Consider the following 22,263-nt stretch of genomic DNA (forward strand, 5'->3'; position numbering starts at 1 on the left):
CCCTGTCAAATCCTCTTAACCTTCAGCAAACCACGGTGAGCGGGCCGTCATGATCAAACGCGCAGCCCTAGCTTCGTCCATACCCTCAACCTCCAGCAATTCGTCGACCGATTGTTCGGCCAAGTCCTCTATTGTCCTCACACCTCGCGCAGCAAGACGAAAGGCCGTTTCACGGTCCATTCCCTCCATCTCCAGCAACTCCTTGGAAGGCTCCGAAGATTCAAATTCTTCCTCGTTGGCGATCGCCTTGATCAGCAACGCGTCGCGCGCTCGATTTCGTAGCTCCTCGACGATGTCTTCGTCGAACTCCTCGATCTCCAATAGCTCCTTGGCTGGAACGTAAGCCAACTCTTCAACCGTCGAAAATCCCTCTCTAACCAGAATCTCGGCGACGCTCTCGTCCACGTCCAGCTGTTCCATGAACGACTGCATGAGCTTGGCCGTCTCCAGCTCATTCTTGGCTTCCGCCTGGGAAGCGCCCATTACGTTGAGCGTCCATCCGGTCAGCTCCGATGCAAGTCGCACGTTTTGTCCACCGCGCCCAATGGCTTGAGACAGGTTTTCATCCGCCACGGCAATATCCATCGAATGCTTGTCCTCGTCGACCACGATCGAGACGATCTCAGCCGGCGACATCGCGTTAATCACGAATTGAGCGTCGTTCTCGTTCCATAAAATAATATCGATACGCTCACCGGCTAACTCATTGGATACCGCCTGGACCCGGGAACCGCGCATACCCACGCATGCGCCCACCGGATCTAGCCGTAGATCGTTGCTCTTTACGGCCACTTTCGCACGAACCCCGGGATCTCGAGCAGCCCCCTTGATTTCAATGACCCCTTCGCTGACCTCCGGAACCTCCAGCCTAAATAATGCAATCAAAAGTTCGGGTGCCGTGCGACTGACGAACAACTGAGGCCCCCGAGACTCCGGGCGTACAGCTTTCAAATAGCCCCGCAAACGATCGCCGGACCGCACAGCCTCGCGGGGTATCATCTCGTCCCTGGGAACAAAGGCTTCGACGTTACCGCCCAGATCGAGGTAGACATTGCCCCGCTCGACGCGCTTGACGACGCCGGTCACAAGCTCGCCGACCCGGTTCTTGTAGGCATCGACGACTTTCCGGCGTTCCGCATCCCGCACCTTCTGTACAATAACCTGCTTGGCGGTCTGCGCCGCAATGCGTCCGAATTCAATGGATTCGATGGGCTGTTCGATATAGTCGCCAACCTGAATATTGGGCCGAATCTTTCGTGCCTCGTCCAAGGAAATCTCGATATCCGGGTTTTCGACGCCAGCCTCATAGTCCGCATTGGAGTCAACGACCAGCCAACGACGGAATGTCTCATAGCCCCCGGTTTTCCGGTCAATCGCGACGCGCACGTCGATTTTGTTGTCGTGGCGCTTGATTGTTGCGGTGCGAAGCGCATCCTCTATGGCGCCGAAAATGACCTCTTTATCGATGTCTTTCTCATTGGATACGACATCCACCACCAACAAGATTTCTTTATTCGCCATCGCGTCGTCCTTAGATTTAACTACCAAACTCAGGCGCCAGGCGCGCCTTTTCAATTGATTCAAATGGAATTCGCAAAGTTTCGCCACCCTCTTGAATTAGAACGTAATCGCCTTCCACGCCTGCCAGGTAAGCCTTAAATTTGCGCCGCCCATCGATGGGCCGGGCGAGCTGCAAACGGGCCAGACTACCCTTGAAGCGCACGAAGTGCTCCAACTTGGAAAGCGGCCGGTCAAGACCTGGCGACGAAATTTCAAGCTGATAACGACCGGGAATCGGGTCCTCCACATCGAGTACGCCACTCAGTTGATAGCTAACCCTCGTGCAATCGTCGAGAGTGATGCCAGACTCGCTGTCGATGTAGACTCGGAGCACGCGCCGGTGGGCGTCGAACTCTATGTCTATCAGTTCATATCCCAAGCCGCTAACGACCGGCTCAATCAAACCCGCCAAACGCTCCTGCGGCTTCATTGCGACCTCGTAAATTTCACTCACAAAAAATGGGCGCAATGGCCCATTCTTGTTTTGTTATTCCCTTTAAAAACTAAAAAAGCCCCTATGGGGCATACCTTATCAAAGCGGGGCGACTCTAATCACACACTCTAAAGTAACCCGCTGTTTATAGACGCATGTTACCACACAAACAACTAAATGTGGAACTCCCGTTATCATACGCGGGCACCGATTGCCTATACCCAATTAATAACCGCGGGCGTACCATAAAGAGACACGATAAAGAGAGGAGAATTCCGATGCCTTTAACTCCGATGGATCTGGTCGCCGAAGCGAAGCGACACATTAGAGAAGTCAATCCTGAAGAAGCTAAAGCCCTAATCGGCAAAGCACTGGTTCTGGATGTCCGGGAACCGGCAGAATTCACGCTAGGCGCCTTGCCTGGCGCGGTAAACATTCCGCGCGGCGTACTGGAGTTCAAGATCGACAGCCACCCGACGTTTCAAAATCGGCGTGACGCCGACATCCTCGTCTACTGCCAGACCGGCGGCCGTTCGGCTCTGGCGACCGAGGCACTCAAAAAGCTGGGCTACGTAAACGCCGTCAGCCTCGCGGGCGGCTTTAAACTTTGGCAGGAATCCGGCCAAGCGGTGGAAACGCCTCCCGCTTCTTGAAGCTTATGGCGTCTAGTCGTAATGGAGACGATCGCTCGGCCTCTGAAGGGCGAATGCGCCTCGACAAGTGGCTGTGGGCAGCCCGGTTTTTCAAAACCCGCCAGCTGGCCATAGATGCCATCAACGGGGGCAAAGTGCATCTAAACGGACAACGGGCGAAGCCCGGAAAGGAAATCGGCGTCGGCGCAAAGCTTAGAATCAGCAAGGATCAATACATTTGGGATATTACGGTTCAAGCTTTATCGTCCCAGCGTCGTCCAGCCGCCGAAGCAGTGCTGCTTTACGAAGAGACTCCGGAAAGCATCACGCGCCGGCAGGCTGAAGTCGACAGGCGACGCGATGAACGGTCGCTTTCCCTCCAACCGGAAACCAGGCCGAACAAGAAGGAGCGGCGCCAGATCCACCGATTCAAGCGCAGCCCGGAATAGTAGCGCGTAGATTTTCTGAATCGCCTTTCAACCACGATGACCATGTCGTCTAAACCCGCTCCTCGGCCGGAGGTCGTATACACCGTCTCGCGACTGAACCGGGAAACCCGTTTTCTGCTCAACGACTGCTTCGGCAGCATCTGGATCGAGGGTGAAATTTCCAATCTCTCGACCCCCTCTTCCGGGCATATTTATTTCAGCCTGAAAGATACCGAGGCTCAGATACGCTGCGCCATGTTCCGTGCACAGAGCCGATCCCTCGACTTCAAGCCGGAGAACGGCGATCACGTGCTGATCAAGGCTCAAGTCAGCCTCTACGAACCGCGCGGCGATTTCCAATTGATCGTCGAATACATGGAAGAAACCGGCGACGGCCTGCTGTTGCGCGCGTTTGAGGCTTTAAAGCAGCGTTTGGCGGCCGAAGGACTATTTGATGCCCAGCACAAAAAGCCGATCCCGAGTCTGCCGCAATGCGTAGGCGTCATTACTTCGCCGACGGGGGCAGCCGTCCATGATGTTCTTACCGTGCTCCGGCGCCGCTACCCCTCGGTCCCCGTAATCATTTTCCCGGTTAAGGTACAGGGCGCCGAAGCTAAATTCGAAGTCGTGAAGGCCCTCGCCGCGGCGGATCGGCTACAGATGTGCGATGTCCTGATATTGGCCCGCGGCGGCGGATCTCTGGAAGACTTATGGGCGTTCAACGAAGAAATCGTGGCCCGCGCGATTTTCGAATGCAAGACGCCGGTGGCTACGGGGATCGGGCATGAGATAGATACCACGATTGCCGATTTCGTCGCGGATCTGCGCGCGCCGACACCGTCGGCAGCCGCGGAGGCGGTAACGCCCGATTGCGCCGCCTTGCTGGCCCGATTCGAACGGATCGAGCAGCAGCTTTGCCTCCGCATGAAAGCGGTGCTCGAACGCGATCGAAATACACTGCGCGTTCTCGGCAAACGCTTGCAGCAAGAACATCCCAGCAAACGCCTCCAAACCCAAAGCCAGCGATTGGATCGTTTGGACCTCCAACTCAAGCGAGTAACGAGAAATTCGCTGTCCAATCTGGACGTGCGACTGCGGACACAATTCGCTGCTTTGTCCAGACACCGGCCCCAACAGCGCCTACAGATGCTCGAAGAAAGACGATGTCAGATTTACCAACGCCTTTGTCTCGCGATTCAGCGGGCTCTCGAAAAGCAGGATCAGCATGTCTCCGGCCTCGCGGAGCACCTCCACGCGGTGAGCCCTTTGGCGACGCTGACACGCGGTTATGCTGTCGCCTACAAACAGGACACGGGAGAAATTCTGCGCTCTTATCGCGATATCCAGCCAGGTGAAAGCATGGAGACCCGGCTTGCGGACGGCATCCTGATCAGCCGAATCGAGGAGGCGCGAAAATCCTGAAAAATGGCGGCGATCAGGAGGAAGCTATCACCTTTATACGCCAGGCTTCGGTACAAAATCAGGCAGCGGCATTCCGATATGGAAGCCTTGGACGTAATCGATTCCCATGTCTTGAAGAACCGCCAAGGTGTTTTCGGATTCGACAAACTCTGCAATGGTTTTAATGCCGAGATCGCGGCAAAGACGACTGAGATTGCCCACCAACGCCCGATCGATGCGGGAATTCAAGATGTTGCGCACGAACTCGCCGTCGATCTTGACATACTCGAAGTGCAATTCCCGCAGGTAATGGAAAGAGTTGTAACCGCTCCCGAAATCATCCAGGGCGAAGGAAAAGCCGATACGCCGCAACTTGGCCAGAAACTTACGCATATGAGCCATGTCGCCGATCGCTTCCCGCTCCATGACTTCGAAGACGACACGACTCGGCGGAAAACCGAGGCGATCGCATAGCCCCTCCGCAAACCCGAGAATTCCACGTTCTCGCATTTCTTGAGCCGATAAATTGATGAACAAGCGAGGCAAGGGGTCATCCGCTCCGACTAACGCGCTCGCGGCGGAAAACGCATCCGTCAGAATGGACCTATCCAATTCCCGAGCCAATCCGTATTTTTCAACTGTCTTTATAAATACCCCGGCCGACACGACTTCTCGTCCGGGTTTGATGAGGCGCGCAACCGCTTCGTAAGCGAACAATGCCCCCTTTCGGCAATCAACGATCGGTTGATAATAAGGAATGATGCGGTGTTCGCTCAGGGCTTGCCGAAGCTCTTCTGCATAGATCCGGCTGTGACGGCTCAGCTTCACCGATTCGTCCGCCGATTCAAGCGTCGATACTTCGTCCTTGCCCATTCCCTTGGCGTGATAGAGGGCCATGTCCACGCCAGCGATCAAGTCGACGGCATCCTTCCCGTTCTTCGGATAACTGACCAGACCAATCGAAGTGGTGATATAGAACTGGCGTCCGTCCGGTGCCTCGAGTCGCATTCCACGCAGCCGCTCCCGCAGCGACTCGGCCACACTCAGCGCACCCGATGGCGGCGTCTCGGGCAGAATCACAGCAAACTCGTCCCCGCCAATGCGGAAAGCAATGTCGCCCTTGCGTAAATAACCGTGCAGGCATTCACCGATTTGAACCAGCGTTTTGTCGCCAGCGGGATGGCCGTACGAATCATTAATGTCCTTGAAATTATCCAGATCGAGCAACAAGATCGAAAACTCATGCCCGTGCCGCGCAGAGCGCTCGATTTCGTAATCCAACATTTCGGTAAACCGTCGCCGGTTGCAAAGTCCGGTGAGCGGATCGTGCTCGGAATAGTATTCCAGCTCATCCAATGTGTGCCCCAGCGACTTGCTTGAACCAACCACCATAACCATTACCGACAGCAAAGAACGGATCATGCTGAGTTCCTGCACATCCGGCGGCGTTGCTGAGGAGTAAACCACCCCGAGCAATCCCGCGAGCTGAGGCGCATATTCAGGCATCATCACGGCAAGGGTTCTGATATCGTCTAGATCAATGATATTTGCGTCACCGCCAACCTGATATTCTTCGATCTCGACCGCCGCATCCGGAGGCAGCTTGAGCTTTTCGATCGCTTCCCCGATTAGTCGCTCCTTGACCGAACATTTGATTTGATCGGAATACGAGCCGAAGTAATAGAAAAACAGCGATAAGCCGTGATCTTCGAGAAAGGCGATGAAAAAGAAATCAAAAGGAAAGATATTGCGGAAACCGACAAGAATTTCCTGAACGAACTCATCCCAATGCGTCACACGCTCATGGGAAAAAATGATTTGCTCCAACACTTGGCTCTGGCGCTCGAACAATTCTTTCTCCACCAGCGTCGAAGCCAAAAGATCCATGGTCTGACTGAACTCCCTCAAAACTTCCTGTATGTACTTTCCGTTTCGATGCCATTGCCGCTGTCTTTCGTCCGCCAGCAGATTCAAGCTGCGATCTAATTTACTGCAGTGCTGCAATATGATTTTAGATCTCGGGGTATCGCTTTCCAGATCGGCAATGACGCTAGCGTGGACGCGTTCTATCATGGCTCGAATCGTGGCGCCGAACATCTGCGTCCGGGTTTGACTTTCGAGCAGCGAGGATAACTGCTCCATCACCTGTTTGCGCAGCTTATTGAGCTGCGATGGCATTCCACGCTGAGGGTCGAGAGAATCGGGGATGGTTTTGGCCATCAAATTCATAATTGCGTGTCCTTAGGAAAGCGTCCTCCTTTTTCCATGAGATCGATCCCGCACTGCAAATTCGAAAACCAGCCGATAAAATCCCTTACAGCGTTGCCCCGGTAAATCGGCCCATGCTGGGGAGCCAACATTTCGATTTCCAGGCCTGAAATCGTATCTACCCAGCACCTGGCAGCTCGGTTCGAACACATGTAGCGGCGGTGAAATCCTTCGATATAAGGGAGATGACTCGCGAAATCATCAACGAACTCGTATGCCAAATGCTCTGGAAGCATCGCCGCTCCTATATCGCCGGTGAATAGGATTTTGGCGATCGGATCATAAACATTGAGCTGGCCTTCGGAATGTAAGAAATGTGCCGGCAATAATTTCAACTCAAAGCCCGGCGAAAAAGCACATGACATACCTTCATCCGGTACTGGAACGAAGCGGCTCAAATCCCTGATGCCGTAGTGCGGAAGAAAGCGGAGCCAGATGCGAGGAGCATATACCGGGGCCGCGGTGAGCTCTAACCAAGTAGAAAGTCCACCCACGATGTCGGGATCCTGGTGCGACAAAATGATGGCGCGTAAATCCCGAGGCTCAAGATATTGAAGCAATTCGGTGAGCGCCCCAGGCATAACCCCAAAACCACCTGGATCGAGCAAGACTCCATATCCATCATGGAGAACCAGATACTGATTGGAACGGATACCTTCTTCTTCGCCCGGTTCGCTCTCGTTTAGCAAAATGAACCGATGCTCCGGCGTTTTGAACAACGTAACGTTTCGCACGGCTAACCTCTTGTTATTGTTATTATTCCGTTGTGGATGTCCGTTTAGTATCACGTGACTCGCTTCCCTGGAGCACTATTTTAGAGCACATTTCCGAATCGTACGCTAATCCACGACGATACCTGGCTGAAGGGCAGAAAAACCGTATCATTTAAATGAAAATTTTTCTGTAAGCCTTTTCTTACAAACGCAATAAGCGACTACAAACAATCGATTCGCCTCATCGATATTCCAGTCAAGATCGATTAAACTAGCGAGTTTACATTTTTTCCTATATATCCCGGATGCGATCCGGAACGACATCAACCTTTAGCGGAATTTGCCATGAACAAAGAGAGCCAAGCACTGATCGAAAAGTACTACACTGCTTTCAACGCCGGAGACATGGATACGTTTCTAAGCCTGCTTACCGATGATGTTATCCATGACATCAACCAAGGACAGCGGGAAATCGGCAAAGAAGCATTTCGCGAGTTCATGAACCGGATGAATCGGAACTACAAGGAACAGTTGGTCGACATGGTCATCATGACCAGCGACGACGGCAAACGGGCCGCTGCGGAATTCGTGGTTCTCGGCGAATATCTGGTGACCGACGAAGGCTTGCCGCCCGCCAAAGGCCAGAAATATCGTCTTCCGGCCGGCGCGTTCTTCGACATCCGCGACGGCAAGGTGGCGCGCATCACCAATTACTACAACTTGCAGGACTGGATCGCCCAAGTCGAAAAGGGCTAAGGCTAAGGCTATGACCGACTCGATCAGCATCAAGCGCTTTACCGGCCAAGACCCGGAATTGCAGCCGTTTTTGCCTGATCTGGCGCGACTGCGAATCGAAGTATTCCGGGATTTTCCATATCTCTACGACGGAAGCTACGAGTACGAGGAGAAATACCTCCAGACCTATACGCGGTCGCCGGAAAGTGTGATCGTGCTGGTGCTGGACGGCGATAAAGTGGTGGGCGCGACGACCGGAATTCCGATGGAACATGAAACCGAAGAGTTTCAGAAGCCCTTCGTGGAACACGGTTACGACCCGAAGAAAATTTTTTATTGCGGGGAATCGGTATTGCTGAAGGACTACCGCGGTAAAGGCATTTATCCCAAGTTCTTCGAGGAACGGGAAGGCCACGCCCGGTCTCTTGGCCGATTCGACTGGAGCTGCTTCTGCTGCGTGCAGCGCCCCGAAAATCATCCGCGTCGCCCCGCGGATTACGTCCCGCTCGACCGGATCTGGAGCAAATTCGGCTATACCAAGCATCCGGAATTGGCGACCACATACACGTGGAAAGACCTGGATGAGGAAATCGAATCGCCCAAACCCATGGTCTTCTGGCTCAAGCCATTAACCTAGAAACAGCAGTTGACCGCTTCGATGAACCGGGAAAGTCCGATGACTTCTAATCGTCCTAGCTTTTTTCTGCCTGACCGTTTGGGTGACGCCGCTACGCACCCGACTGCACGGCGGGCGGGCCACCTGGCGGCGTTGCTCCTCTTTGCGGGAGACTACCCCGCCGCATCGCCGCGCCTTGCCATCCGTCCCGCCCGCCGCACACTCGGGCACGTCCAACCGCCGTTTCTAGGTTAAAGGAAAACACCTGATGCCATCTCAAGCATTCCTTTTAGCTGCCGCGCAATACAACATCGGCTTTCTCAAAAGCTGGGACGATTATTCCGCCAAAATCGCCCGCTGGGTCGCCGACGCCGCGGATAACGGCGCCAAGATGCTGCTGTTCCCGGAGTACTTCAGCATGGAGCTCGCGTCCCTTTTCCCGGAAGAAGTTTACAAATCGCTGTCCAAACAACTGAGCGAAATGCAGACTCTGCTGCCGGATTTCGTGATGCTGTTTTCCGACATGGCGGAACAACACGGCGTCCATATCGTGGCCGGTTCCTTTCCCGTCCGAATGGAGGACGGCAGCTATCGGAATCGGTCGTTTCTGTTCCGGCCGGACGGAACGACCGATCATCAGGACAAGCTTCAGATGACCCGGTTCGAAAACGAACACTGGCTGATTACCGGCGGCGAGGAAATCAAGACGCTGGATACCGAATTCGGACGGATCGGCATCAATATTTGCTACGACAGCGAGTTCCCGATGATCGCTCGCAAGCAGGTTGAGGCCGGTGCCGATTTGATTCTGGTGCCGAGCTGTACCGACACACTGGCGGGCTATCACCGCGTCCGCATCGGCTGCCAGGCACGCGCTCTGGAGAACCAATGCTATATCGTGCAATCGCCCACGGTGGGTCAGGCGCCGTGGTCGGAAGCGGTGGACGTCAATATCGGCGCCGCCGCGGTCTACACGCCGGTGGATTACGGCTATCCGGACAACGGAATACTCGCCATCGGCGAGCTCAATCAAGCGCAGTGGGTTTACGCCGAAATCGATCTCGCTTCGATAGCCCACATCCGGCAAACCGGACAGGTGTTCAATTACCGCGATTGGCCAGGCCAGTTTCGCTACGTCTGATAAAGATCGGGAGCAAGCACCGCTCATCCGGCGCTTGCTCCGTCGAAAGGTCTTGCGAGTCTCCGTAATCCCAAGACTTCCGACTCACCCCCGCCCTTGTGGCAAACCGGTCGAACTAATCGTCGGAATTCTGGTCTTTGATGAACACATCCCGGTAACTGCGCTATGGCGATATAATCGTCCCACTGGCATTCCGACCGGAATCTCTCACATTCCTTCTTCTTCGTTCGAGATGGAGAACGACTATGGCAAAGAAGCAACCCTCAAAGCACGCCGAGGATACTGCGGAGACCAAGAAAAAGCCGGCTTCCGAAAGCGTTAAGAAAGCCGCTGCAGAGCCCACTACCGGTTCCGTGGGCGAGCGCCCGGAATATATTTCAGAAAAGGTTACCGAACCGGCAGAAGGCGCCCGAGAAGGCTTCGGGGAAGCCATCAAGGAAGGCGCAGAACACGCACGTTCGGCTTTTGCCGAACTCATTCCGGAGGTCGGCGGCATGATTCACAAAGGCGTGTATTCGGGTTTCTATTACTTGAGCTATGGCGTGGTTTTCGGCTCATTGATGGTCGCCAACCTGCTTCCCGCGCACAGTGCACTGGAAGAAGGCGTACGCGATGGCGCCGAAGCGGCCAGGAAGGCATTCGAAGGACGGCACGAAGGCGTCCACGACGCTTCGCACACCGAAGCGTCCGACGAGGAAGGTCTGACTACAGCCTGATCGCCCCTATCCTAGAACCGGCCGGTTCGCCGAATGGCCGACGGCGATCTGCCGGCGGCGGGCACCTTCGCTGTTCTAGACTTACCGGCGGGTGGGTATGTCCCAGATTCGCTCCGCATATTCCTCGATGGCGCGATCGCTCGAAAACCAACCGGAAAAAGCGACGTTCAAAATCGCTTTTCGCGTCCACATCTCGGGATCGCGATACAAGCGATCGACTTCCTCCTGGCAAGCGATATACGACTCATAGTCCGCTAACAACGCGAACCTATCTCCCTCTCGAAGCAAAGAGTCGACTAAGGGCTTGAACCGATCGGGCTCGTCCGCCGAGAAATACCCCGTCGAAATCATCTCGAGCGCGAGCTTCAGCTCCTTGTTGGCGTGGTAATAGTTCCAAGGGTTATAGCCGCTTCGGCGCAGTTCGCCGAGCTGCTCGGCGGTATGCCCGAAAATGAAAATATTGTCCTCGCCCACCCGCTCCCGAATCTCGATATTCGCTCCGTCCAAAGTGCCGATGGTGATCGCGCCGTTAACCGCCATCTTCATATTGCCGGTGCCCGACGCTTCCATTCCGGCCGTCGAAATCTGCTCGGACAGCTCTACCGCCGGCATGATTTCCATTGCGCGAGACACGTTGTAGTCGGGGACGAAAACCACTGTCAAAAGGCCATCCATCGCCGGGTCCTGGGCGATCACTTTCGCCACATCGTTGATCAACTTTATGACCAGCTTGGCCGCGTGGTAACCCGGCGCAGCCTTGCCGCCGAAAATGACCGTGCGCGGCACGGCGTCGCCCGCGGACCCGAAACGCAATCGGTTATACCGAGTGATGACATGCAGAACATTGAGCAGTTGGCGCTTGTATTCGTGCATGCGTTTGATTTGTACGTCGAACAGGCTTGTCGGATCGATCCGAATATTCAGGCGTTCATCGATGAGCGCCGCCAAATGCGCCTTATTGGCCGATTTGACCGCTCGAAACCGCGCGCGAAATTCGGCATCGTCCGCCAAAGGCGCAAGTTCTCGTAGCCGCTCCAGATCGGTCACCCAGTGGGGGCCGATGGATTCCGTGATCAGCGCGGCGAGACCTCGATTGGCCTGATTCAGCCAACGCCGCGGCGTGATACCGTTGGTGATGTTCACGAACCGGTCAGGAAAAATTGTCTCGAAATCCCGGAATATCGTGGTTTTCATCAACTGGGTGTGCAACGCGGCCACGCCATTGACTTTGTGGCTGCCGATGATGGCAAGATGGGCCATCCGGAGTCGTCTTCCCCGATCTTCATCTATGATCGAAACCCGACGGAGCAGTCCGGTATCGCCCGGAAACCGCTCACTGACCTCCTTAAGAAAGCGATGATTGATCTCGTAAATGATTTGCAGATGGCGCGGAAGCAGCTCCTCGAACAAACGCACCGACCAGACTTCCAAGGCTTCGGGCAGCAGCGTGTGGTTGGTATAGGAAAAGGTCCGAACGGTAATGTCCCAAGCGTCGTCCCAGGGAACGCGATGCTCATCCACCAAGATACGCATCAATTCGGGAATCGCGACCGATGGGTGGGTGTCGTTGAGTTGAATGGCCACTTCCCGGGGCAATTCGGAAAAATCGCGGTGATCGGTTGAAAAGCTTTTCAGAATGTCCTGCAGCGATGCGCTGACAAAAAAATATTCCTGCTTGAGCCGCAGCTCCCGCCCCATTTGCGTGGTATCGTCCGGATACAGCACCTTGGACAGGTTTTCAGACTGGGTTTTTTCTTCGACCGCCTTGATGTAATTGCCTTCGTTGAAATATTTCAACTCGAAGTCACGGGAAGCCTTCGCCGCCCAAAGGCGCAGGTTATTGACGGTTTCGCCGCCATAGCCCGGAACGGGTATGTCGTAGGCCATGGCCATCACGTCTTCCGTATCGGTCCATCGATATCGCACCAGCCCGTCGACATCCCGATATTCCACGACATGCCCGCGAAACTGCACGCGGTAAAGAACGTCGGGACGGGGGAACTCCCAGGGATTGCCGTAACGCAGCCAGTTTTCCGGATGCTCGATTTGATAGCCGTCCTCTATGCGCTGCGAAAACATCCCGTAGTCGTAACGTATCCCGTAGCCGAATCCCGGAAGCTGGAGCGTGGCGAGGGAATCGAGGTAACATGCCGCAAGACGCCCCAATCCGCCGTTGCCCAAGGCGGCTTCTTCCTCGGTCTCGGCTAGTTCCTCCAGGCTTAGCCCGACATCTTCCAAGACCTGCTTGAATTCGTCATAACATCCGATATTGAGCAAGCTGTTCCCTAGGGCCCGGCCGATCAGAAACTCCATCGACAGGTAATAAACCCGCTTCGCATCCTGCAAATAGTACCGGCGCATGGACTCCATCCAGCGCAGAGTGAGAAGATCCCGTACGACATACGCTAACGCGAAAAACCAATCCCGTTCCTGCGTCTCCACCGGGTCCTTGCCGATGGAGTAAATCAGGCGGTTGACTAGAGCGCGCTTTAGCGAAGGAATGTCTTTGGGATTTAAGAGTTCGTATAGATCTTGAGATACCGTCATCGCCCGTAGGCTCCTTGAGCTCGAATGTTATCCTATCCAATCGGTTTGGACCGGTGCACGACCGGCCCGACGAATTTTTTGACCGCGAGCGGTCTAAGACGTGCTCGCAAAGTGCGTCCACATAAAAATAAGAACGGTTTAGCCCCTCTTTAGTTTACGATCATTCAGCACTCCGGTTACGTCTCATGAATATCCGCTATGTGGCGCCTATCATCTATTGCCTGTTCACTTCGCTCGACCCGGCATACGCCGCCCAGCCGGAAAAACCCTTGGCACCGGGCTACAAGCCGCTGGCCTTCGAATTACCCGCGCCCGGCACCTATGTCTTGCCCGCGCTGGGTGAAGCGTCCAATGGACAGGTCTTGGACAGTACCGGGAACGAGCTGGATTTGCATGGCTTGTACGGCGACAAACTGGTCCTTCTAAGCTTCATCTATTCCACTTGTAGCGATGTCAACGGCTGTCCTCTCGCGACCGCCGTCTTTCACAAGATTCAGCGCCGTCTCGAACAAGAGCCGGAAATCTTCAAGCACTTGCGTCTGATCACCTTGAGTTTCAACCCCCAGCATGACACCCCGGAAGTCATGGCTCACTACGGAAAAGCTTTCGCCAAAGATGCGGACTGGCGCTTTCTGACAACCCAATCGGAGCAGGAAATCCAGCCGATTCTGACCGCCTACGGCCAATCCATCCAAAAAGATTTCGACGCCGATGGAAAATTCCTCGGCACATTCTCCCATGTTCTCCGAGTCTTCCTAATCGATCGGGAAAAGCAAATACGCAATATCTACACAGTCTCTTTTCTGCATCCCGACACGCTAGTGAACGATGTAAAAACACTCCTGGCGGAAAAATCGACCGTCGCGACGCAGCAACCACCCGCCGGCCGTGTCGCTTTTCTCGGCGGCGGCGACAATAAGACGGGTTATGAGGCAGCCGATTTCGCCACCCGGTCCATCGCTCTCGCGGAGCGCTCCGGCCAGCGAACCAACCTGGTCGAATACGCCAAGCGCCCTCCCCTGGGCCTGCCCCCGGTTCCAACGCCGAGGGACAATCCGATGACCCCGGCCAAGGTCGAACTGGGCCGAAAACTGTTCTTCGATCGTCGTCTATCCTTGAACAACACCTTCTCGTGCGCCATGTGCCACATTCCGGAGCAAGGCTTCAGCAGCAACGAGCAGGCGACTGCCGTCGGCATCGAAGGGCGCACGGTACGCCGCAACTCGCCGACGATTTATAACGTGGCTTATCTTAAACGTCTGTTCCATGACGGACGCGAGAGCCGCTTGGAACAGCAAGTCTGGGGGCCTCTGTTGGCCAACAACGAAATGGGGGCTCCTTCGGTCGGTTACGTGGTCGATAAAATTCAGGGCCTCCCCGATTACGCCGGCCTTTTCGAAAAGGCCTTCAAGCGCGGCCCTTCGATGGAAACCATAGGCATGGCTTTAGCTAGCTATGAAAGAACCTTGAACTCGGCCGATTCGCCTTTCGACCGCTGGTATTTCGGAAAGAAAAAAGACGTGCTGCCTGCCGAAGCGCGTCTCGGGTTCGAACTGTTCACCGGCAAGGCCGGTTGCTCCCAGTGCCACACGATCGCCAAGGATCACGCCTTGTTCGCCGATCAGCAGATGCACAATACCGGCATCGGCTTCCGTGCCGCCATGGCCAACGATAAGCCAAAGCAGAAAATCCAAGCGGCACCGGGAGTTACCCTCGAAATCGACGCCGACATCCTCGCCGCCGTCAGCGAGCCCAAACCAAACGATCTCGGCTTTTACGAAATCACCCAAGACCCTAAAGACCGTTGGAAATACCGAACGCCTGCCTTACGCAACATCGCGTTGACCGCGCCGTACATGCACGACGGCTCTCTTTCCACGCTAGAGGAAGTTCTCGAGTTCTACAATCGAGGCGGCGTTCCCAACGAAAATCTCGATCCGCTGATTAAGCCCTTGAACCTCGATCCGACGGAAATCAAGGCTCTTGTCGCATTTCTGCAATCACTAACGGGCAGTAACGTACCGGCCATCGTTTCCGATGCCTTCGCCGCGCCGGTCGGCGATCCTCTGGACAAGCAAGCGCAACGATGACTCAAACAAATGCATAAACGACAGCGGCATAACGCAAAGCCTTGCCTATCGCCATAGCCAGGACCGACCGCCAAAACGGCAGACGCAACCAGCCGGCCGCGAAACAGAATCCGTCCCCGACGACGGGCAGCCACGAAAACAATAAGATCGGAAGACCCCATCTTCGCACCGAGGCTACCGCCTTTTCCTGGCGCGACTTTGCAAGGCGCTCGGCCGGATACTTGATCGCAGTGAAAAATCCCAACACCCAAGTTGTGACAGCCCCTAACGTATTACCGGACGTGGCCGTCAACAGCAACACTTCCGGCGAAAGCTCGGTCTGGCTGACAAGATAGGCAAGCACCGCCTCCGAACCGCCCGGCGCCAAAGTAGCGGATACAAACGCGCTGCCGAAAAGACTCCAAAGAGCAAATGTGCCTGTCAAAACTTCCATTGCCGATTGTTTAAGAAATATTCTGTATAAACGCCAACTTGCTTTTTTCGCGGCCAAAAAATTCAAAATACCGTGACATGGCCAATCGCGAATATTGACAGAAGCGACGTGAAAAAAGTACTATTTCAACTCTAATTTATGGCTACGTAGCTCAGTTGGTTAGAGCACCGCATTCATAATGCGGGTGTCGGCGGTTCAAGTCCGCCCGTAGCTACCACAAATTCAAAAAGGCTTAGGCGTGTCGCCTAAGCCTTTTTATTTTCGGTGTCATCCCCGTCAAAGGATCAAATTCGAGCACTTCCCGCAGAAGATCCGGCGCAAGATGCGCATGGTCATGGTTAGATTGGCATGGCCGAGGATGCGTGAAGCGCCCGGATATTACCACCATTCATCATGAAATGACTGGCAAAGGTATGCCGGAGAACGTGAGACATCTGCCCTTCGGGAAGTTCAATTTCCGATCTCTCGACGAAAGACCGATGACACTTGACCATACCGCTGTCTCGGTCGGAGATAACGTCCGAACTCGTACACCCTCAGGCTGCGCTTTCGATAGACCTCGCCCAATGCATTGAACGACCCCGGATGATCGACCAACGGATGGAGAGGTGGTTCAAGCGCTCGATGGAGCCGTTGACCCGCTCGACGATTGCGGTGTCGGCGATGAAGAGTTTTTGCAGGGCCTAGAGGTGGCCCATGGCGTCCTGGTAGGCGGCGAGTTTGAGATCGCCGCCCCTTTGCCGTTGGCGTTCGTAGAACCCGAGGGCGTAGTCGCAGAGTTCCCGGATGGCGCTGACTTTGACGGTGACGGTTTGGCCAATGGCTTTTTGGCGGGCGGTTTTCGTCATGGCGGTGTCTTCCCCGATGCGATTACAAAAAGCTGTCGGCCTGGAAGGCTTGCGCCCACATCAAGGCGACGTTGACCAGGCGGTGCTTGCCGATGACCTTGGAGGGGATATGGCCCCGGTTCACCCAGGCGTCGACGATGCCGACCGGGACGCCGGAGAGTTCGGCATAGCGTTGCCTCGTGATGTAGGCGATCGGGATCTGGAGGGGCGGCACCGAGGGGGTGACTTGACCCAAACGTTCGTCTTCCATACGCTTCCTCTTCAACTGTCACTTTGTGGCTGCAATGCGTAGTATTGATTTCTGAGATGTTGTCATTATGGCAACTGCCTTAATGGCATCATTTAACTTTCTTATATGGATCTGCAAGAACGATTAAAAGCGCTTATAGATCATGCCGAGTTCACCCCAACGGAACTTGAACGGAAAACGGGCATAGATCGCATGCGATGGAGCAACATCAAGCGGCGACACGTACACGCTGGCGCACCAGAGATAAAAGCCGTAGGAAAACTTGGCCGCAGTATGCTTATTGGCTCGTGATCGGCCTCACGCAGCGGAAGCCGGACACATCAGCCCGGAGATCGAGGACACCAGAAGAAATCTAAAAGGGGCTGGATAATCGCCGGAAGAGCGCTGATAAGAGGGATCAGGTTAGCCAGCCAAGACTAAATTTTTTCTCCGGCCTTATGTAAGCGAATACTGGCAAAACTTTCCGCTTTTTCTTACTTTAAATTCCGCGATTTTTGACTATCAGTAGAGTTAGCCATCACTTGACGAGAGAGCTATGAACGATAAAGCGGTAGAAGAATTGGCGGCGCGCGTCACTAACGCCGTACAGAAGTCCAGTTTGGCATCCCCGAACAGGTCCAGGTTGGTCCCACTGGCCTTATGGCTTTTAAGGGTTTCCAAAATGGCTTGGGTAGAATGCCGCTCATGCACGAATAGGGGCACGGCACTGAAATCTGTTGCCGTTCGGCCTTTCCTGCCCAGTTCAGAAAGGGCTTGGTGAGGCTCTTGAGCCGGGCCGCACATTGCGATAGCGACGAGAATTTCTCCTGTGTTCCCTCCCACAACTGCGGCTGCGCAAAGACATCGCTTTCCCCCTTTTCTGCCGCTTCGGCCACGAGGTTGAGCAGCCACTCGGCAAAAGGGCGCTCGGCGTTCTCATCCCAGCAGAGCTCCGGAGCGAGGCTGGAATCGTAGCGGTAGGTTTTCGGTGCTTTCTTATTCGGGAATTGTGCTTCGATCCCGACATCAGGCTGTTGCACGCTTTGTTGAGAATGTTGGTAGGCGGCAGAGCTTAGTTTTTCCCCATCACTCATTTATAGGTTCCTGTAATTATTCTTTTTGGGATTGGCAGGCCCCCTACTGAGGAGACTTACTGAAGATCCTGGTTACGCTTATTTCTTTATAGCTAATTCCAATTCCGTTGGAAGCCCTCCTATATTCTTCTGGCAAGTTTTTACATAGCGCCATGCCTCGGCTTCATTGGGTTTATTCTGGAAACTCCTCCGGCCATTTCCGGGCGCCGTGATAAACAGCCAGAATTTCGATGCAGTCCTGACGCACACGGTAAGGCAGAATGTAGGGGGAATCTCCCATGACAAGTTCCCGCGTCCCAGTGACTCGGCCCCGTCGGCCGAGTCCGGGATTATCTTGCAGAAGCGCAACGCGTTGCCGGATTTCATTCTGAAGCTTACGCGCTGCGTAGGGGTTATCTTGGGCGATATAAAGGTAAATGTCCCGCAAGTCTTGGCGGGCGGGGCCGGTCCAGACGATTTTCACGAACGGTCTTCGAACGCTCTGATTTTTTCTTCAATCAAGGCGTCCATTTCGGACATCATCTCCTCATGCGGGATCACATCGCCGCGATCGGCGGCGGCAATGCCGGCCTCAATCTTTTGGATCTGCCAAGCATGCAGCTCCAGATATTCCTGGATCGCCTGGTTCACCAGGTAATTGCGCGAGCGGTCGAGCTGTGCTGCGAGTTGGTCAAGGCGTTTAACGGTCTCGCCGTCAGTGCGCACAGTAAAGGCTTCGGTCGTCATAATTCACCCTCCCCTATCGGAATGGTTCAACGTGGTTCATAGGTAATCATTCCACGGGGACCACTCTAATTCAAGGGTAGATTCGTCCGCGTGTGAAGAGGGGCATTGGGCGACATTTTGGGAGAGGGTGTCAGGCTTTCGTTATTTGATTTAAGCCCCAGCTCAAAACCTTCGTTTTCGGTAGTGAGCGCATCCATCAATAAAAATCCGGCGGCGAGACGCAAGCCTAAGAGTTGTCGAGCTCCTCTTCAGCACTTTCAAGTGATCCCTCGTTGAACTTGTGGGCAGGAATCGATACATAGTCGATTTCGGATTTTCTGATGAAGATCGATCTATGGTATCCCTCAACAGGCAGATAGATCAGTTCATCAACGTCATCCGGGTCAATCTCAATAAGGCTGAATGTGTCGTAAAGAAGCTTGCTCTCGTTTAAGTATTCGCAGCGTAACTGCCCCGAAGACAGCTGCCAGATAATACTCGTCGCGCGGTCCAAAAATTTTTGAGTTTCTGCAGCTGCCTTTTCTTTCACCTTCTCGCGATCCTCCGGTGCAACTTTGCCAGACACCACGAGACGTTCTAGATCCTCATCGGTCATCACGATCTTATTAAGAACTTCATTTATCTTGCTTTCCTCAAACTCCTCCTCAAGACAGTCTAAGAAGTCCATGTGCTCCACTATTCGCCAGAAATCATCGTCGGGCAGTACGCCTAAATGGTCCTCGTACACCTCGGGTCCATAGGTGTCATACGCCTCACTGGAAAAGTAGACATCCTTGATTGCAGCACGCCGAATAAACACCTTTCGATTGTCAAGCGACTCCGCGATGATAAAGCTACTTCTTCCCTGCAGCTGTCTATGCAAACTTGAGCAAACCTCTTCTGAAATAGGAAGCAGCAGTGATCCTCTAGTTCCAAAGTGAATAGCCACCTCGCCAAAGTACTTTCGGGCATCTCCCGCGTTCTCGTCTGTTCCAAACAAGTCAAACGCCAGTGGCTTACCAAGGATCTCATCGACTGATGTCTCTAGAACTCTCGCAAGCTTTCTCAATTTTGCTGCTGGCACCGACGCGGTACCCGCCTCCCAGCGCTGATAGTTAGGCTGACTAACTCCCATCGCGTCAGCTACTTGCGTCTGGGTCATTCCCGCCATGAGTCTGCGTCTTTTCAATGCCGAGCGAGCCATATTCTACCTCCAACGATACATTTATACGTATAATATATACATTCCCGTATATTACCAAGAGACAACCGGTGGCACCCAGCAATCGATTCCGGTGAGAAGGTGTAAAGCTTTCGTTATTTGACTAACGCTATATGCTCAGAGCGTTCGTTTCCGGCTACGCTTCATGTCGTCCAGCAACCGCTCATTGGCGCTTCGCGCGTGTTCGAATTGGTGCTCTGGCTTTCGTTTAAAGAGCGAAGGACATGCTTTTAAGGGTGCTGACGGTTTCCGGGATGCCTTGTCTCAGTAGGGTGTCGAGGTAGTCTTCGACCGTTTTTGCCGGGTGTTTTAAGCTCCGCCGGTGGCTTGCGGCGGCTTCCAAAACCTTAGAGGCATCGAGATCGAATAGATCCAAGATGAAGTCATCGGGGTGAATCGCTTCAATGTCGTACTTTGCGAGCTCTCGCGCCGGGAAGTCTTTCAGGTTGAACGTGACAATCAGGCTGGAATGGCTCCGGATCGTAGCCGCCAGAACATGGCGGTCATTGGGATCGGGAAGGTCGAGGGCAGGAATCAGGTATTCGTAACCCGTTACTAAGGCATCCCGGACGTTGTTGTCCATGAGCTGTTTGGTTCGGTTGAGCTGGTCTATGGTGAGATCCGGCCGTTCGGCGATCAGGTTTCGAATCCATTCTTGATGGATTTTTTCGCTCCATTTGGCCCGGTATAGGTCGGTCAACGCAAGCCACATCAAGAAGTCGCGGAGCGGTGCGGGATAAAGCACGCAGGCGTCATATACGACAGCAAAGGTGCTCATTCATCAATAGCCCATGTTGAGTTCTTGTGCCTGGGCCGCCAGTTCTTCTAATGTCTTCCGCCGTTCCTGGTCGATGCGTGTTTTGTAATCGACGACATCCTGATGCCGCACCCGGCGGTGTTTTCCGACTTTGTGATAAGGGATCGTTCCCTCATCCAGGAGCTTTATGAGGTAAGGCCGGGAAACATTGAGGATGTCGGCCGCTTCTTGAGTCGTCAGTTCCGCGTGTACCGGAATCAAGCTGACGGCGTTGCCTTGTGCCATTTCGGAGAGAATATTGATCAGGAGCCGGAAAGCAGCGGTGGGAATTTTTACCGCTTCATGCTCCCCTTTTTGATTAATCACTCGTATGGCTTGCGCTTCTTCTTTGGTCTTTAAGTACAAGGACAATTGCCGACTGCTTTCCTTGGCAAGCGTTACTTCGGACTCGGTTGGAAGTTCCGGTTTTACGTTCGCGTTCATGGCAGTTTCATTAATCAGCTTCAGTATTCAGTGCTCAGTGTCATGATGGCACCTATTCGACATATTCGCAACATTCGAAATATTCGAATCACAGTTTAAGAGGGATATATCCGAGAATGGGAAGGAGTCAGGCTTTCGTTGTTTGACTTGTGCCTGTGGTCAGAATGTTCGTTTCTTACTACGCTTCATGCTGGCCGACGACCACCCATTACAGTCAACAATCCGTGGAAAAGTGGTATAAACCAGTTTTAGATAATACGGACGTCAAGCCAAGATGGAATGAATTTGTGGCATGCAGTTGAGATCGAAGAGGCCTAGGGGCGGAGTTTAAGAAAACAGGGCAGAGGCGTTGAAATGATTACCGTGAACCTTCCGAACAATCTTGAAACCCGATTGGACGAGCTGGCCAAGAAGGCCGGGAAGACCAAGGAAGCTTGCGCCGAGGAAGCCATCGTGGAATACGTCCAACAGATCGAAAAAAAACTGGGCACGACCGATACGAGACGCCGAAAGCTCCTGAACTTCCTGAACGATCTTAACCGTTCTCCCAGGAAGCCGAGATCGGCCCGAGAAATCGAGGAAACCATTCAAGAGGAACGCGATGCTTGGGATTAGCCGTGCTCGTTTACCTCGATAGCTGTATCGTCATTTACCTGATCGAGAAACATCCCGAGTTTTACCAGTCCCTTCACGATGTTTTCCGATCGACCGAAGCGGATTTTTGCATCTCGCCTTTAGTGAAGCTGGAATGCTTAACTGGCGCTTTTAAACGGAACGATCCGTCTCTCGTTTCAGACTTTGAGACGTTTTTCGACTCGGCAATCACGCTTCCAATGCCTGAATCCGTGTTCTTGAATGCCGCAAGGCTCAGAACGTCCTTCAATCTGAAAACGCCGGACGCCCTGCATCTGGCGACCGCCGAACTACATAAATGCGACGAATTGTGGACAAACGATGATCGGCTAACCAAAGTCTCCACAATTCGAGTTGTCAACAAAACGTCAACGCCATAGCCGCTTAATGCTCCTTTAAAGCTACCCCAACCCTTCTTAGTACTACAGCCGCAGTTGTTGGTCTAACAAGCATGGTAATCGACTGAGGAGACTGCCATGCAAGGCTCGATACGACAGTGGGACGCGGAGCTGACCGCACTGCATGCGCGGATTGGCTCGCGTTTTCGGCGGGCGGAACCGCGGCAACGCGCGTTGGGGT

At 54.0% G+C, this 22,263-nt stretch carries 25 protein-coding genes and 1 tRNA gene; 12 read left to right on the forward strand and 14 right to left on the reverse strand.

The features are described 5' to 3' along the window. Nucleotides 1-15: 15 nt before the first annotated feature. Together nusA and rimP are read right to left on the reverse strand one after the other, a co-directional pair. A complete protein-coding gene (gene nusA / locus JOD69_RS14045; RefSeq protein WP_077730432.1) occupies nucleotides 16-1,521 on the reverse strand; it encodes a transcription termination factor NusA in 1,506 nt (501 codons plus the stop codon). Between the two features lie 16 nt (nucleotides 1,522-1,537). Beyond that, on the reverse strand, nucleotides 1,538-1,990 hold the full coding sequence (rimP, locus tag JOD69_RS14050) for a ribosome maturation factor RimP (protein WP_077730431.1): 453 nt from the start codon (nucleotides 1,988-1,990) through the stop codon (nucleotides 1,538-1,540). A gap of 281 nt (nucleotides 1,991-2,271) precedes the next feature. On the opposite strand from rimP, the gene JOD69_RS14055 reads away from it, so the two are divergent. From JOD69_RS14055 to xseA, 3 genes are read left to right on the forward strand one after another with little or no spacing between them, the layout of a single operon-like run. Beyond that, nucleotides 2,272-2,646 carry a rhodanese-like domain-containing protein gene (locus tag JOD69_RS14055; protein WP_077730430.1) on the forward strand — a complete coding sequence of 125 codons (375 nt, stop codon included), beginning with the start codon at nucleotides 2,272-2,274 and terminating at the stop codon, nucleotides 2,644-2,646. Between the two features lie 53 nt (nucleotides 2,647-2,699). Continuing rightward, complete coding sequence (locus tag JOD69_RS14060; protein WP_240507005.1) at nucleotides 2,700-3,074, forward strand: S4 domain-containing protein; 375 nt, start codon at nucleotides 2,700-2,702, stop codon at nucleotides 3,072-3,074. 36 nt (nucleotides 3,075-3,110) lie between these two features. After that, nucleotides 3,111-4,475 (forward strand): exodeoxyribonuclease VII large subunit, encoded by a 1,365-nt coding sequence (gene xseA / locus JOD69_RS14065; RefSeq protein ID WP_077730428.1) that lies wholly within the window; start codon nucleotides 3,111-3,113, stop codon nucleotides 4,473-4,475. Between the two features lie 33 nt (nucleotides 4,476-4,508). Here xseA and JOD69_RS14070 read toward each other — a convergent pair whose 3' ends face one another. Together JOD69_RS14070 and JOD69_RS14075 are read right to left on the reverse strand one after the other, a co-directional pair. Next, nucleotides 4,509-6,683 (reverse strand): bifunctional diguanylate cyclase/phosphodiesterase, encoded by a 2,175-nt coding sequence (locus JOD69_RS14070; protein ID WP_240502518.1) that lies wholly within the window; start codon nucleotides 6,681-6,683, stop codon nucleotides 4,509-4,511. Next, nucleotides 6,680-7,456 carry an MBL fold metallo-hydrolase gene (locus JOD69_RS14075; RefSeq protein ID WP_077730427.1) on the reverse strand — a complete coding sequence of 259 codons (777 nt, stop codon included), beginning with the start codon at nucleotides 7,454-7,456 and terminating at the stop codon, nucleotides 6,680-6,682. Before JOD69_RS14075 ends, JOD69_RS14070 begins: the two co-directional genes overlap by 4 nt. Before the next feature lie 324 nt (nucleotides 7,457-7,780). Between JOD69_RS14075 and JOD69_RS14080 the strand changes: the two genes are divergently transcribed. From JOD69_RS14080 to JOD69_RS14095, 4 genes are all read left to right on the forward strand, one after another. Continuing rightward, nucleotides 7,781-8,191 (forward strand): ketosteroid isomerase-related protein, encoded by a 411-nt coding sequence (locus JOD69_RS14080; protein ID WP_077730426.1) that lies wholly within the window; start codon nucleotides 7,781-7,783, stop codon nucleotides 8,189-8,191. A 10-nt stretch (nucleotides 8,192-8,201) separates the two neighbouring features. Beyond that, the gene (locus JOD69_RS14085) at nucleotides 8,202-8,807 is read left to right on the forward strand and encodes a GNAT family N-acetyltransferase (protein ID WP_077730425.1); all 606 of its coding nucleotides are present in this window, start codon (nucleotides 8,202-8,204) and stop codon (nucleotides 8,805-8,807) included. A 247-nt stretch (nucleotides 8,808-9,054) separates the two neighbouring features. After that, nucleotides 9,055-9,927 (forward strand): carbon-nitrogen hydrolase family protein, encoded by an 873-nt coding sequence (locus tag JOD69_RS14090; protein ID WP_077730424.1) that lies wholly within the window; start codon nucleotides 9,055-9,057, stop codon nucleotides 9,925-9,927. 245 nt (nucleotides 9,928-10,172) lie between these two features. Further along, a complete protein-coding gene (locus JOD69_RS14095; protein WP_086134395.1) occupies nucleotides 10,173-10,643 on the forward strand; it encodes a hypothetical protein in 471 nt (156 codons plus the stop codon). 81 nt (nucleotides 10,644-10,724) lie between these two features. Here JOD69_RS14095 and JOD69_RS14100 read toward each other — a convergent pair whose 3' ends face one another. Continuing rightward, nucleotides 10,725-13,190 carry a glycogen/starch/alpha-glucan phosphorylase gene (locus JOD69_RS14100; RefSeq protein ID WP_086134396.1) on the reverse strand — a complete coding sequence of 822 codons (2,466 nt, stop codon included), beginning with the start codon at nucleotides 13,188-13,190 and terminating at the stop codon, nucleotides 10,725-10,727. Nucleotides 13,191-13,375: 185 nt separating this feature from the next. Between JOD69_RS14100 and JOD69_RS14105 the strand changes: the two genes are divergently transcribed. Next, complete coding sequence (locus tag JOD69_RS14105) at nucleotides 13,376-15,280, forward strand: cytochrome c peroxidase (protein WP_086134397.1); 1,905 nt, start codon at nucleotides 13,376-13,378, stop codon at nucleotides 15,278-15,280. 1 nt (nucleotide 15,281) lies between these two features. Here the strand turns inward: JOD69_RS14105 and JOD69_RS14110 are convergent, their stop codons facing one another. Next, complete coding sequence (locus JOD69_RS14110) at nucleotides 15,282-15,770, reverse strand: YqaA family protein (protein WP_348529962.1); 489 nt, start codon at nucleotides 15,768-15,770, stop codon at nucleotides 15,282-15,284. Between the two features lie 83 nt (nucleotides 15,771-15,853). Between JOD69_RS14110 and JOD69_RS14115 the strand changes: the two genes are divergently transcribed. Continuing rightward, nucleotides 15,854-15,930 (forward strand) — tRNA-Met (locus JOD69_RS14115). Between the two features lie 466 nt (nucleotides 15,931-16,396). Here the strand turns inward: JOD69_RS14115 and JOD69_RS14120 are convergent. Both JOD69_RS14120 and JOD69_RS14125 read right to left on the reverse strand, forming a co-directional pair. Next, nucleotides 16,397-16,561, reverse strand: coding sequence for a hypothetical protein (locus JOD69_RS14120; protein ID WP_168175412.1), 165 nt, complete (start codon nucleotides 16,559-16,561; stop codon nucleotides 16,397-16,399). Between the two features lie 22 nt (nucleotides 16,562-16,583). Next, entirely contained in the window at nucleotides 16,584-16,811 is a 228-nt protein-coding gene (locus tag JOD69_RS14125; RefSeq protein ID WP_077730419.1) for a hypothetical protein, read from the reverse strand. A gap of 105 nt (nucleotides 16,812-16,916) precedes the next feature. On the opposite strand from JOD69_RS14125, the gene JOD69_RS14130 reads away from it, so the two are divergent. Next, nucleotides 16,917-17,102: a hypothetical protein gene (locus JOD69_RS14130; RefSeq protein WP_210023996.1), complete on the forward strand. Its 186-nt coding sequence runs from the start codon at nucleotides 16,917-16,919 to the stop codon at nucleotides 17,100-17,102. A gap of 284 nt (nucleotides 17,103-17,386) precedes the next feature. Here JOD69_RS14130 and JOD69_RS14135 read toward each other — a convergent pair whose 3' ends face one another. The 6 genes from JOD69_RS14135 to JOD69_RS14160 all read right to left on the reverse strand — a co-directional run bounded on the left by JOD69_RS14135 (nucleotide 17,387) and on the right by JOD69_RS14160 (nucleotide 21,051). Next, on the reverse strand, nucleotides 17,387-17,884 hold the full coding sequence (locus JOD69_RS14135; RefSeq protein ID WP_205781084.1) for a hypothetical protein: 498 nt from the start codon (nucleotides 17,882-17,884) through the stop codon (nucleotides 17,387-17,389). A gap of 172 nt (nucleotides 17,885-18,056) precedes the next feature. Beyond that, nucleotides 18,057-18,347 (reverse strand): type II toxin-antitoxin system RelE/ParE family toxin, encoded by a 291-nt coding sequence (locus JOD69_RS14140; RefSeq protein WP_077732360.1) that lies wholly within the window; start codon nucleotides 18,345-18,347, stop codon nucleotides 18,057-18,059. After that, nucleotides 18,344-18,610 (reverse strand): CopG family ribbon-helix-helix protein, encoded by a 267-nt coding sequence (locus JOD69_RS14145; RefSeq protein ID WP_086134399.1) that lies wholly within the window; start codon nucleotides 18,608-18,610, stop codon nucleotides 18,344-18,346. Before JOD69_RS14145 ends, JOD69_RS14140 begins: the two co-directional genes overlap by 4 nt. 226 nt (nucleotides 18,611-18,836) lie before the next feature. Beyond that, on the reverse strand, nucleotides 18,837-19,793 hold the full coding sequence (locus JOD69_RS14150; protein ID WP_086134400.1) for a helix-turn-helix transcriptional regulator: 957 nt from the start codon (nucleotides 19,791-19,793) through the stop codon (nucleotides 18,837-18,839). A gap of 226 nt (nucleotides 19,794-20,019) precedes the next feature. Beyond that, complete coding sequence (locus JOD69_RS14155; protein WP_086134401.1) at nucleotides 20,020-20,589, reverse strand: PIN domain-containing protein; 570 nt, start codon at nucleotides 20,587-20,589, stop codon at nucleotides 20,020-20,022. 3 nt (nucleotides 20,590-20,592) lie between these two features. Then, entirely contained in the window at nucleotides 20,593-21,051 is a 459-nt protein-coding gene (locus JOD69_RS14160) for a helix-turn-helix domain-containing protein (RefSeq protein WP_086134402.1), read from the reverse strand. A gap of 354 nt (nucleotides 21,052-21,405) precedes the next feature. Between JOD69_RS14160 and JOD69_RS14165 the strand changes: the two genes are divergently transcribed. Both JOD69_RS14165 and JOD69_RS14170 read left to right on the forward strand, forming a co-directional pair. Beyond that, entirely contained in the window at nucleotides 21,406-21,666 is a 261-nt protein-coding gene (locus JOD69_RS14165; RefSeq protein ID WP_077732364.1) for a ribbon-helix-helix protein, CopG family, read from the forward strand. Further along, nucleotides 21,657-22,064 carry a type II toxin-antitoxin system VapC family toxin gene (locus JOD69_RS14170; protein WP_156881620.1) on the forward strand — a complete coding sequence of 136 codons (408 nt, stop codon included), beginning with the start codon at nucleotides 21,657-21,659 and terminating at the stop codon, nucleotides 22,062-22,064. The genes JOD69_RS14165 and JOD69_RS14170 overlap by 10 nt, the downstream gene beginning before the upstream one ends. The last annotated feature ends 199 nt before the right edge of the window (nucleotides 22,065-22,263 follow it).

Origin of the sequence: Methylocaldum sp. RMAD-M, assembly GCF_017832375.1 — a bacterium.
Classification (GTDB): Bacteria; Pseudomonadota; Gammaproteobacteria; order Methylococcales; family Methylococcaceae; genus Methylocaldum.